The 13,244-nt window shown below is 42.8% G+C and carries 8 protein-coding genes; 6 read left to right on the top strand and 2 right to left on the bottom strand.

All coding sequences use genetic code 11. The features are described 5' to 3' along the window. Nucleotides 1-107 precede the first annotated feature (107 nt). The 5 genes from SNE25_RS27330 (at nt 108) to SNE25_RS27310 (ending at nt 9,483) form a co-directional block, all read left to right on the top strand. On the top strand, nt 108-3,581 hold the full coding sequence (locus SNE25_RS27330; protein ID WP_321562192.1) for a VCBS repeat-containing protein: 3,474 nt from the start codon (nt 108-110) through the stop codon (nt 3,579-3,581). Between the two features lie 10 nt (nt 3,582-3,591). Then, nucleotides 3,592-4,911 carry a vanadium-dependent haloperoxidase gene (locus SNE25_RS27325; RefSeq protein WP_321562191.1) on the top strand — a complete coding sequence of 440 codons (1,320 nt, stop codon included), beginning with the start codon at nt 3,592-3,594 and terminating at the stop codon, nt 4,909-4,911. Nucleotides 4,912-4,929: 18 nt separating this feature from the next. Next, entirely contained in the window at nt 4,930-6,495 is a 1,566-nt protein-coding gene (locus SNE25_RS27320; RefSeq protein ID WP_321562190.1) for an FG-GAP repeat domain-containing protein, read from the top strand. Nucleotides 6,496-6,543: 48 nt separating this feature from the next. Further along, entirely contained in the window at nt 6,544-8,103 is a 1,560-nt protein-coding gene (locus SNE25_RS27315) for an FG-GAP-like repeat-containing protein (protein WP_321562189.1), read from the top strand. Between the two features lie 69 nt (nt 8,104-8,172). After that, entirely contained in the window at nt 8,173-9,483 is a 1,311-nt protein-coding gene (locus SNE25_RS27310; protein WP_321562188.1) for a flavin monoamine oxidase family protein, read from the top strand. Between the two features lie 120 nt (nt 9,484-9,603). Here SNE25_RS27310 and SNE25_RS27305 read toward each other — a convergent pair whose 3' ends face one another. Together SNE25_RS27305 and SNE25_RS27300 are read right to left on the bottom strand one after the other, a co-directional pair. Further along, nucleotides 9,604-10,833, bottom strand: coding sequence for a glycosyl hydrolase family 8 (locus tag SNE25_RS27305; protein ID WP_321562187.1), 1,230 nt, complete (start codon nt 10,831-10,833; stop codon nt 9,604-9,606). Beyond that, nucleotides 10,805-11,752, bottom strand: a complete 948-nt coding sequence (locus tag SNE25_RS27300; protein WP_321562186.1) for a LysR family transcriptional regulator — start codon at nt 11,750-11,752, stop codon at nt 10,805-10,807. The genes SNE25_RS27305 and SNE25_RS27300 overlap by 29 nt, the downstream gene beginning before the upstream one ends. Nucleotides 11,753-11,843: 91 nt before the next feature. Between SNE25_RS27300 and SNE25_RS27295 the strand changes: the two genes are divergently transcribed. Then, on the top strand, nt 11,844-13,244 hold the full coding sequence (locus SNE25_RS27295) for a TolC family protein (RefSeq protein WP_321562185.1): 1,401 nt from the start codon (nt 11,844-11,846) through the stop codon (nt 13,242-13,244).

The following is a 13,244-nucleotide window of genomic DNA, read 5'->3' as shown; positions in this document are numbered from 1 at the left end:
TATCAGCCTGCAAAAAATCAACGCTTTTTGAAAAGATACCTTCTTCACATTCTGGGGTAACATTTAGCAATACAATCGTTGAGAACGAAAAAATAAATCCGCTTACCATGCTCAATATTTACAACGGCGGCGGGGTAGGTATAGGCGATTTTAATAATGACGGCCTACAGGATATTTATTTTATCGGCAATGCTGTACCCAACAAATTGTACCTCAATAAGGGCGATATGAAATTTGAGGATGTAACCGTTAAGGCTGGTGTTGGCGGTAAAGGAGGATGGGGCCGCGGCGTTGCTGTTATTGATATTAATAATGATGGCCTGGCCGATATTTACGTTTGTAATACACTGCTGGATGATTCTGTTAAAAGAACCAACCTGCTGTACCTTAACCAGGGGGTAGGTAAAGACGGGGTACCCATTTTTAAAGAAATGGGAAAGGAATATGGTCTGGATATTAACATACACTCTACCATGGCATCGTTTTTTGATTATGATAACGATGGTGACCTGGATATGTACCTTACCGTGAACGAGGCGGTAGCCAGTGATAACCAAAGCACATTCAGGCCTATTGTAAACGATGGCAGCCATAAGAGTACCGGCAGGCTTTACCGTAATGACTGGAACCCGGCGCTTAAACATGGGGTGTTTACCAATGTATCAAAACAAGCCGGTATCACTATTGAGGGATATGGCCATGCGGCCAGTATTGCCGACATTAACAAGGATGGTTGGAAAGACATTTATGTTACCAATGATTTTTTAACCAATAACATTTTATACATTAACAATCACGACGGTACTTTTACTGACAGAACAAAAGAATACTTTAAGCATACTGCTTTTAGCTCAATGGGCCAGGATATTATAGATGTGAACAATGACGGCCTGGCCGATGTATTTGAGGTTGATATGAACCCGGAGGATAATTACCGCAAAAAAATGTTCATGCCACCCAATAACTACCAGATATACCAAAATTTTGACCGCTATGGTTATCAGTACCAATATACACGCAATACACTGCAAATAAACCAGGGGCCACGCTTAGGGCAAAATGATTCTATAGGCGACCCAACTTTTAGTGAAACGGCGTTTTTAAGTGGTTTAGGCCAAACCGACTGGAGCTGGGGCCCCATGATCACCGATTTTGATAACGATGGATACCGCGATGTTATCATAACCAACGGCTATCCGCGCGATGTAACCGATCATGATTTTATTACCTTCAGGCAGGAGGCTTATTCTATTGCTTCAACCAAGCAGGTACTTGACCAAATACCTATTGTGAAAATACCTAACTACGCGTTTAAAAACACCAACGGGCTTCAGTTTGAGGATGTGACCAAAAGCTGGGGGCTTGATGTCCCGACATTTTCAAACGGCGCGGCCTATGCCGATCTTGATAATGATGGGGCCATGGACATGGTTATCAATAATATTGATGATGAAGCATTTATTTACAAAAACACTGCAAGGGAAAAAGACAAAAGCAATAACAACTATTTAAATATACAATTTCACGGCGGTAAGCAAAATCTGGAGGGTATAGGCGCTTGGGCCGATATATACTATGACCACGGTAAACACCAGGTATATGAAAATACGCCTTATCGCGGATATTTGTCAACTATACAGAATATAGCTCATTTTGGTCTGGGTAAGGTTACCATGCTCGATTCGGTAGTGATACGGTGGGATAATGGCAAAAAACAAATTCTGCGCAAGATAAAAGCCGGTCAAACACTAAAGGTGAACATTGCCGACGCCAGGGAGGATTATAATTTTACTCAGCCTGCAGTTAACCAATCGTCCTTATTTAGCGAGATAACCAAATCGGCAGGTATAAACTATAAGCATCAGGATAGGGATTATATTGATTTCAATATTCAGAAACTGATACCGCATAAATTATCAGAGTACAGCCCGGCTATGGCTGTAGGCGATGTAGATGGGAATGGCTTTGATGATATGGTAATTGGAGGTACCACTCAATATCCTGCCCAGGTTTTATTGCAGCAGCCCAACGGTAAATTTATACAGCGCAACCTGTTACCTCAGGTAAACACAGCACCAGCGTTAACTGCTAATTCAGCTTCGGCACATAATGATTATTTAACACCGAAAGTGAGAGTTAAAGATGAAGGTATGCTGTTGTTTGATGCTAACGGCGATGGTCATCCCGACTTGTATATAGCCAGTGGTGGTTTTGAAAGTGAGCCCGGATCTGTCAATTATCAGGACAGGTTATACATAAACGACGGTAAAGGCAACTTTACACTTCAGCCAGACGCATTGCCTAAGAACTTTACCAGTAAATTATGTGTAAAGGCGGCTGATTTTAATCGCGATGGCAAGCCTGATCTTTTTGTTTCAGGCCGTGTTGATCCATGGAACTATCCTAAGCCGGTTTCAAGTTTTGTTTTGCGTAACGATAGTAAAAACGGTGTAGTTAAGTTTACAGACGTATCTGCGACGGCGGCTACATCCTTAAAAGATATTGGGCTGGTGTGCGATGCCACCTTTACCGATTTTAACAATGATGGCTGGCCCGATCTGATACTTACTGGTGAGTGGATGCCGATCACCTTCCTTAAAAACGATCATGGTACGTTTAAGAATATAACTACCGGTACCGGTGTTGAAAATAAACTGGGCTGGTGGAACACCATTGCCTCCGGCGATTTTGACCACGATGGCGATACTGACTATATAGTTGGCAATACCGGCCTTAATACGTTTTATAAGGCTACAGAGCAGTACCCCGTATATATCACTGCCAAAGATTTTGATAACAATGGCAGTTATGATGCTTTTCCATCTGTTTTTCTGAAAGATAAAGAAGGAGTAATGCGTGAATTTCCGGCTAATGGACGAGATGATATTATAAAACAAATGATCAGTATGCGTATCCGGTATCAGAATTATAAGTCATTCGCCGTGTCAACTATGGATTCGGTAATAACGCCAAAAATGCGCGAAGGGGCAGTAAGGGTAAAAGCTACGTACTTGCAGTCGTGCTACCTACGTAATGACGGTAACGGGAAATTCACCGCTATTCCACTGCCTTTGGAAGCACAGGTATCTGAACTATGCGGCATTACAGTTGATGACTTTGATGGAGATGGTAACCTCGATGTTGCCATAAATGGTAATGATTATGGTACTGAAGTTACAACCGGCCGTTATGATGCTTTTAACGGCCTTATACTTAAGGGTGATGGAAAAGGGGACTTTAAGCCACTTACTTTATTGCAGTCGGGCCTTTATATTCCCGGTGATGGTAAGGCCCTGGTTAAGCTAAAGAGCGCAAGGGGCAATTACCTGTTAGCCGCTACGCAAAACAGGGATGCAATGAAATTATTTGAATTAAAAAGGCAGGTTAAAACAGTTAACCTGCAGCCATTGGATGCATACGCCACCATTAAATATAAAAATGGTAAAACAACCAAGCAGGAATTTTATAATGGTAGTTCTTTCTTGTCGCAATCTGGCAGATTTTTTAATATTGAGAGCAATATGGCATCGGTAACAATAACCGATGGCCTTGGACGCCAGAGAAATATACAGCTTAATTAATTATTGATATATGAAGTGCTTTAAAATATTTATAGCCGTTGCCGGTGTTTTTTTGATCTTTAGTTGTTCAAATAAAAAGAAGGCTGCTAAAATGAACGATATAGATGTAATACATCAAAATGTTGACCAATTGACGCAGGTGATCATATATGATGTTTTTACGCCACCCGTGGCCGCGCGTATATATGGCTATTCAACATTAGCGGCTTATGAAGCGGTGCGTTATGCCAATCCCGATTATAATTCCATTACAGCGCAGTTAAGAGGATTTGGCGAACCCCCAAAGCCGCAAAAAGATAAAGCCTATAACTATTCACTGGCCGCCACTAAAGCTTTTTTTACTGTAGCACACAAAGTTACCTTTTCCATTGATACACTTAAAAAGTATGAAAGCAAGGTGTTCGCGGCGTATCAGGATAATCTTGACGATTCCACCTACGCCCGTTCAATGGCGTTTGGCGAGCAAATTGGTAAATATATATTAAAGCGGAGTGCCACTGATAATTACCCGCAAACCCGTGGTAAACCTCGGTTTTTAGGTAACGATAATCCCGGCCAGTGGCATCCAACGCCGCCTGATTATTTGGATGGGGTTGAGTTTTGCTGGGGTACCATGCATACCTTTGCGGTTGATACCTCCACTAATTTTCCACTGCCACCGCCGCCGCCTTTCAGCGATGACAAAAACAGCGTGTACTTTAAACAAAATATGGAGGTTTATCAGCAAAGTAAAAACCTTACCAAAGAACAAATCGATATTGCTAAGTTTTGGGATGACAATCCGTTTGTGATTCAGCATAATGGCCACATCATGTTTGCCAATAAAAAAATCACCCCAGGCGGTCACTGGATTGGTATTACCGCCATTGCCTGTAAACAAACCCATGCTGACATTGTAAAAACCGCCCAGGCCTATGCGCTTACATCAATAGCTCTTTTTGATGCGTTTATTTGCGGTTGGCAGGTAAAATACGACCTGAATTACATCAGGCCGGTAACTGTTATTAACGATAAGATTGACCAGAACTGGTTACCCATGCTGCAAACACCTCCGTTCCCCGAGTACCCGAGCGGTCATAGTGATATTAGCGGGGCGTCGGCCGTAGTATTAACCCATTTGTTTGGCGATAACTTTGCCTATCAGGATACCAGCGACTTAAGATATATAGGCATGCAGCGTCATTTCGATTCTTTTTTAAAGGCAGCCGATGAAACCTCTATCAGCCGGTTTTACGGCGGCATACATTACCGTAATAGTGTTGATCAGGGCGCGGTTCAAGGCCGGCAGGTAGGTGAATTCATCTGGAAAAAACTAAAACTAAAAAAATAACAGCCGGGCAATTTTTTTATGAATTTTAAAAAGTGTTACTTAATATCATCTTATATCCTGTTGTTTGTTGTGTCGCTATCGGTCATAACACTCGTAAATGGCTGTAAACAAAAAGATGCCCCGCCGCAGCCTTATAAGTTAACCGGTAATGTTATTGTCGACGGACGAAACCTGGCACAGTTAAAATGTACACGCTGCCATGCCCTTGTACCTGTAAATGCATTGAGCAAGGATGTTTGGGAAAGACATGTATTGCCGTATATGGCCAGTTTTATGCATATATCGCTCTACGGGTCAACCTATTACAAACGCAATCCGGCAGATACAACCGGCGCTACCCTGCAGGAATGGCTTACCCTTGTTGATTATTATAAAAAAGCCGCTCCCGATACGGTATTGCCGGCTAAAAAGCCAATTGCGTTATCGGCAGATTGGGCAGGTTTTACACTGAAAAAACCGGCGCCCGTAAACTATGATAGTTTTACTACCATGGTAGCCGTGAATCCTTATACCCACAAACTTTACAGCGCCGATTTTACCAATAGTAAGCTGCTTGGCTGGGACAGTAATTTGAAACCAGATTCATTGGGCACCCTGCCTTCGCCAGCGGTAAGCGTAGCATTTGCCAAAGACACTGCGGGTAATAATGCAGGTTATTTTTCATGTGTTGGCCGCCTGGAGCTTGCCGATTTTCCGAATGGTAAGGTAGTAAAGGTAAACTTGGATGCCAAAGAGTTAAATAACGACCAAACCTTTGTAGCATCCGATCTGCCCAGACCGCAGCAAACCGTATTTGCCGATTTTAATAAAGATGGCCTTACTGATATGGTGGTTTGCGGGCAAGGAAAACTTAAAGGTGGTGTTTTTCTATTAACACAAAACCGTGACCATACTTATAACCAGGAACCCATTTATAATAAGCCGGGAGCTGTACAGGCAGTAGCGGGCGATTTTAATAAAGATGGTTGGCTCGATGTAATGGTGTTAACTGGCAGCGGAGATGAGGGGCTGTGGCAATTTTTAAATGATAAAAAAGGTGGATTTACCCAAAGGAATTTATTGCATTTTCCACCGGTAAACGGTTCATCCAGTTTTCAGCTGGCGGATATGGATCATGATGGCAATACCGACCTGATATATACCTGTGGCTATAATTACCGCGATTCGCGCAGGCTAAAGCCTTATCATGGTTTGTATATTTATACCAACAGCGGCAATTGGAATTTTAAACAGCGCTGGTTTTACCCAATAAATGGCTGCACAAAAGCTATTGCTGTTGATTTTGATGGCGATGGCGACCTGGATATTGCTACCATTGCCTTTTTTGCCGACATGAAAAATATGCCTGAAGAAGAGTTTATTTATTTTGAACAAAATAAGCCTTTTGATTTTAAGCCCCATGCCATACCCGTAAGCCAGTATGGCCGCTGGATGTGCATGGATGTTGCCGACCAGAACAATGATGGTAAACCAGATATTATATTGGGTAATTATTCCAGTGGTTTTATGTTTATACCTGATTTTAAACCTTCGTGGAATAAGAAATTACCTTTAATAGTGCTTGAAAATCACACCGGGAAATAAAAATATAAAAGCTGCACCCTGCATGTGTTGCGAAATTGAAAAGTGTACATGGTTAAAAAATACGGGTTGCGTTTAAATAAGTTGCGCTTGCTTTTCGTTTTTGGGGGTATTGTTTTTCTTGCAATAAGTGGTTGCTCCAACAATGAAAAAGGTAATGCCATTAATGACGAAGAATACCTGGCCGAAGGCAAAAAACTGGCGACGGTGCATTGCTCAAGCTGCCATCAATTGCCCGATCCCGCGCTGCTTGACAGTCATACCTGGGAAACAGGTATCATGCCTGCTATGGCACCTAAATTGGGCTTTACGAGTTTTATGGGTAATTACCTGGTTTCGGCAAGTACGGCCATATCTAAGGAAGATTGGTATAAAATTATAGCGTATTATAAAAACAGATCGCCAAAAAAAATGCTGATACCTAAACCTAATGCGGTAAAAGATTGGGCGATATTCAGTTTACAACAACCTCAACAAACGGATCGCAAGGGACGTCAGGCGATGACCACCATGGTAGCTTTCAATCCAAACGATAATCATATTTATACCGGCGATGCCGGTAATAACCTCCACAAGTGGGGCAGCAGTCTGAACCCTGTACTTGTTAAGCAGTTTGATTCTCCCGTTACCGATGTTAACTTTTTTAAAACAGCATCGGAGCCAAATGGTGCTGTTGTAACCTGTATAGGCATATTACCGCCCAATGATGCACTAAAAGGCGAACTGATAAATATTGACCTGAACAGCAAGTCGGAAAAAAAGAATACCAAACTCATTACCGACAGCTTACCACGACCGGTAAAAAGCGCCTATGCTGATTTTAACAAAGATGGCCTTACTGATTATGTATCCTGTGGTTTTGGGCGAAACCGGGGCGGCTTATATCTGATACAGCAGCAACCGAACCATCGATTCATTAAAAAGGCAATTAAAGCCATACCCGGCGCTACACAGGTGTTTACCGGCGATTTTAATAATGATGGCTGGCCCGACGTTGCATGTTTGTTTGCCCAGGCCGATGAAGATATCTGGCTGTTTTTAAATGATAAAAAAGGCGGCTTTACCAGCCAAAACCTGATGCGTTTTCCATCAGTGTATGGTTCGAGCAGCTTTCAGCTTATTGATGTTAATCATGATGGCAAGCTGGATATTGTATACACCTGTGGCGATAATAACGACTTTTCGCCGGTATTTAAACCTTATCATGGGGTATATATTTTTACTAACCAGGGTAACTGGAAATTTAAACAAACTTATTTTTACCATATAAACGGCTGTTCGAAAGCCATTGCTGCTGATTTTGATCATGATGGCGATCTGGATATAGCAGTTATAGCCTTTTTTCCCGATTTTAAATATTACCCCGAAGAAGGTTTTACTTACCATGAGCAAATTAGTCCGGGTAAATTTAAAGTGCATGCCCTGCCCATAAACCAATATGGCCGCTGGATAGCCATGGATGTAAATGACATCGACCATGACGGTTACCCCGATATTATCCTGGGCAATTTTTCATTCGGCGCCAAAGGTTTGATGACCCAAAAAGACGTTGAGCCTAACTGGGATATGTATGAACCTTTTATCGTGCTTCATAATAAAGCTAAAAAGTAGTGAAAATTTCATTGTACAGCTTGAATCTTCAAGCATACAAAGCCTAACTTTACCCATAAAACAGTTTGCATGAATACTGCCGAAATATTGATAATAGGTGCCGGGGCTGCCGGTCTGATGGCTGCGCGTGAACTGGCAAACGCGGGCAAAAAAGTTATTGTACTGGAAGCGCAGGAGCGTATAGGTGGCCGTATACAAACAGTTTATGAAAATACATCTGCAAAACATATAGAGCTTGGGGCCGAGTTTGTGCACGGCGACTTACCTGTTACATTGAGTTTGCTCCGCGAAGCCGGCATCAAATACAACTCGGCCTCGGCAGCCATGTGGCGATACAGCGATGGAAAGTTTACCACCAACGAGTACTTTATACCGCATTGGGATCTGCTGATAGATAAACTAAACAAACTGGAGCGGGATACCAATATTGATGATTTTATTCAAAAGAATTTCCCGGGCGATAAATATGTCGCGCTCAGGGAATCGGTAAGGCAGTTTGTATCGGGTTATGATACTGCAGATCCTAAAAAGGCAAGTTGTTTTGCGTTGCGGAAGGAATGGCAAAACGAGGATGAGGACGCCCAGCACCGCGTTGAGGGAGGGTATGCGGCACTCATGAACTACCTGGCCAATGAATGTAAAGAAAACGCCGGCGAGGTGTATTTAAACAGCATCACAAAAGATATCTACCACGAACCGGGTAAGGTTAGCGTTATTACGGGAGATGGAACAGCTTATCATGCAGAAAAAGTAATACTGGCCGTTCCGCTGGGCGTTTTGCAAGCTGGTGCAAATGAAAAAGGAGCTATGATGTTTCATCCACCGATAAAAGATCACCAGGAAGCTATAATGCAAATGGGTTTTGGTGCGGTAATAAAAATAGTGCTGGAGTTTGACGAAGCGTTTTGGGAGAGTGAACAAACCAAAGCCATGGCCGGAAAAGATCTCAAAGATATGGGCTACATGTTTTCAGGGGAGGAAATACCAACCTGGTGGACGCAATACCCTGAGCGTTCAACCGTTTTTACAGGCTGGATAGGGGGGCCTTACGCCGCGGCCAAAAAAGATATTACCAACGATGAAATATTACTGCAGGGCCTGCAATCAATCTCCAATATTTTTAAATTAGGTATAGATGAGCTCAAAGGGATCCTCCAAAACTGGCACGTAATCAACTGGACGGCAAAACCCTTTACCCGGGGCTCGTATGCTTATGATACCGTAAATGCGCCGCCCGCCCGCAAAACACTTAATACACCTGTTGATAACACCATATTTTTCACCGGCGAATATCTTTATGAGGGTGCGGCAATGGGCACCGTTGAGGCTGCCCTAACCAATGGGAAAGATGTAGCCAAAAGGATAAAAAAAATTTGGTAATAATCTATTAGCACTTGTCATTCTGAGCGGAGCGAAGAATCTATTCACGGCAGATCCTTCATGCCTCAGAATGACAAAGGTGGGCTTGCCTTGTATCTTATAATGACGCCTGGAGAATCATCAAGGCTTCCAGTAATTGCCTGATACAATGATCATATCCAGCATTTTAATGCTGTTGTCATAATAATCATAGTCCTTTAGCCTAAAAGCAACCAGGTAATCCCACAATTTATTGAGCCATTGCTGGTTGCCCTTATCAACCATGGCTGATACCGTAAAGGGTGCGATAAAACTTAATGCTTCAAAATAACGCCCCTTAATATCATTCCCTGCCAGCGTATACCCGGCCGAAATGTTATCCGGGTTACCGTTAGTTGTTTCCCTGATCCAATGATTTATTTTATCGGTGATGGCTTTTGAGCGTTTATCGCCATACAACAAATAATCTGTTGCAACGCGCCAGGGAACCCGGCAGGCGTTGTAATTATAATACCCGTCATAAGGCGACTCTAAATAATTAGGCTGCGCAGGGCGGGGGGTTTTGTAAGTGTCTTTGATAAAATCGGGTATAATGCCGGCATCGGGGCTGTATTTAGTCTGCATTAAGCTAAAAAGCTGGTAGTTATTGCTGATAGCTTTTTGCCACTTACCATTCTTTAAAATGTTTTCAAATGCCTTAAAATGAGCGGGCATAAAATCAGAGGAACGCATATCAAAATAGTCCTTGCTGTCGTGCTCAATGGCATCGCTCAACAAAACAGCATACGTTTTTGGGTTTATTTCATGCTGCATAATGGCCGCAATCATAATCCCTGCCTCGCGCAGGTAATTGAGCTTTCCATTGGTGCCCCATTGCTTTGCGGCAAGCAGCAGAGAATAGGCAATGTCCATATCACCATCGGTAGCGGTACTGCGGTCAATGTCTTTGCAGTTTGCGCCCTGCGCCCAGGCCATTAAATAAGGGGATGATTTGGCAGGGTGTGCCTTATAGTAATTGTACAGGCCATCAAAAGTGATCTGGGCATTTTTGTCATAACCGGCCATTAGCGCCGTAATGATCATGCCATAACCCTGCCCCTCAGATACACACTCTTTGCCTTTATTCTCAAACCAAATGTAGTATTGATCTTTTGCGCAGCCTGCTTTTACATATCGCGCTTTCCATTGATCATAATAAGTGGTAACCTGCTTATCGAGTTGCTGTTGGGGCAAATGGCTGGGCTTAACAGAACCTGTAGTATATGCGCTATGCTGCGGAAACGGTTTTAATACCGCTTGCGCGTTAACCCGTGTGCCTGCTAAAAGTAAAAGCAGGAGGTAATTAAACCACCTGCAATTGCAATAGCTCATCAAAGTTTTCTGGCTCCATGCACATCTGATTTTCGGCAAAGTACAATTTAAGGCACGATAAAAAATTCTGTATAACCGGATTATCCTTGCATGTAGCCGCATACCATGTTCTTTTGGCAACGCTATGGTGCAATGGCCGTGCTACAACGTTTCTGTTGGCAAGGTAAGGCCGTACAATCCAATCGGCCATTACGCTTATTCCGAGGCCCGCGTTCACCATTTCAATAGTTGCGTCCGTATAATGTATGCGATTAAGCGTTTTAGGCCTTACATGTTGCTCCTGTATCAGTGTTTCAATAAGCGGGGTATCCTGGTAGGTGGGGTCATACAGGGCCAGTATCAGTTCCTGATCCTGGAAATCGCATATATCAATTACCTCTTTCTGGGCCAGCGGATGGCCGGCCGGCAGGATAACATTCAGCCGGTCTTCAAAAATAGCTTCGTAATGTATTTTAGTATTCACCATTTGTGTACGCACTATACCCAGGTCAAGGTCGCCGCGCATCAGGTATTCCAGGGGCCGTTGTGTAGCGTCTGACACGATATTAACATTAATATCGGGCCATTGGCTTTTAAAGTCTTTAATTACTCCCGGCAACCAGTGGTAGGCAGTATAGCACTGCATGCTGATATTGAGTTTACCAGTCTTTCCGTTTTTGTAATTCCTGATATCTTCTTCCATTGTCCTGATCTCGGAAATGATTTTTTCAGAACTGCGTAAAAAGCGATAACCTATCTCAGACAATTGCAGCTTTTTACCTTGCCGGTGAAAAACTTCAATATCAAGTTCCCGTTCAAGCTCTTTTAGCTGGTGACTAAGGGCTGATTGTGTAAGGTGCAGAGCCTCAGCGGCTTTGGTTAAAGTTCCCTCCTTTGAAATGGTATCAACCAGGCGGAAATGATGAAGAGCTATATTCATTATTAGTTTTTCTAATGATTATGACAAATTTAATTCATTTTTTTCATATATAATATAGGTCTACCTTTGCCCGTGTACAAAATACACAATAATGTTTAATCTACCTTCAAAACAACTACTTCTGTTTTTAGGTGTTTTTTCTGTCTTCCAGGCACATGCTCAGCAAAAAGTTTTAAATATCAAAGATGCTGAACAAATGGCACTCGCTAACTACGGTACCATCAAATCCAAGGCTAATCAGCTAAATGCGGCAAAGGCAAATTTAAAGGAAACACGAACAGAATATTTACCCGATGTAAGCATCTCTGCACAACAGGATTACGGTACAGCAAATGGGCAAAACGGCCCGCTGTATGGTTATCATGGCTTATCAGTGGCCTCATCAGGCCCTACACTACCTAAGCAAAACTGGAACGCCGCTTTCGGCTCACTTTACTTGAGCAACGTAAGCTGGGATTTTTTCAGTTTTGGTAAATCTCACGAAAAAATTAAAGTACAGCGTAACATTGTAAACCTTGATGAGAATGATCTGTCGCAAGAGCAGTTTCAGCACGAAGTAAGGGTTGCAAGTACTTATCTTAACTTGCTGGCTGCACAGCAACTGGCCAAAGCCCAGCAAGACAATCTTAACCGGGCTATTGACCTGCAAAAAGTGGTTGTAGCAAGGGTAAAGAATGGTTTAAATGCAGGTGTTGATTCAGCCCTTGCCAATGCCGAAGTATCAAACGCTAAAATAGCGTTGACCAATACGCAGCAAACTGTGCAGGAGCAAAGCAACCAGTTATCTGTTTATTTAGGTATCCCTGCGCAAGAATTTGAGTTGGATAGCGCCTTTATCACCAGGTTGCCAACTAATTTATCGGCACCAGGCGCCGTTCAGCTGGCAGATCATCCTGAACTGAAATTTTTACAGAACCGCATTGACGTGAGCGATCAGCAGGCAAAATATTTAAAAACGTTTGCCTTGCCTACGTTTAGCTTGTTTGGCGTATACCAGGGCAGGGGATCTGGTTTTAATCCTGATTATAGCACCAATTTAAACAGTTACAGCAGCAGCTATGGTGCAGGTGCAAACCCAACGCGTTACAACTATTTATTTGGTGTGGCCATGGTTTGGAACCTTACCAGCCCGTTCAGGGTGCATTACCAGGTGCAATCGCAAAAATATACATCGGCACAATTTAAAGATGACTATGACCTGGCAGCGCAAAAATTAACCGCGCAGCAGGTGCTTGCCGAAACACGCATAGGCAATGCTTTAAAAAATTATCGCGAAGTACCGGTTGAGGTTTCGGCCGCAGGCGATGCGTATAAACAAAAGTACACCTTGTATAAAAATGGCCTTGCTAATATTGTTGACTTTACACAGGCCCTTTTTACATTGAACCGTGCCGAGGTTGACCGCTATATTGCTTTTAATAATGTATGGCAGGCTTTATTATTTAAGTCGGCTGCTACCGGCGACTTTGGCACATTTATCAATAATTTTTAA

Origin of the sequence: Mucilaginibacter sabulilitoris, from assembly GCF_034262375.1 — a bacterium.
In the GTDB taxonomy this organism is placed as follows: domain Bacteria; phylum Bacteroidota; class Bacteroidia; order Sphingobacteriales; family Sphingobacteriaceae; genus Mucilaginibacter; species Mucilaginibacter sabulilitoris.
Note: the sequence above shows the minus strand (reverse complement) of the source record. Positions and strands in the feature narration are given on the sequence as shown.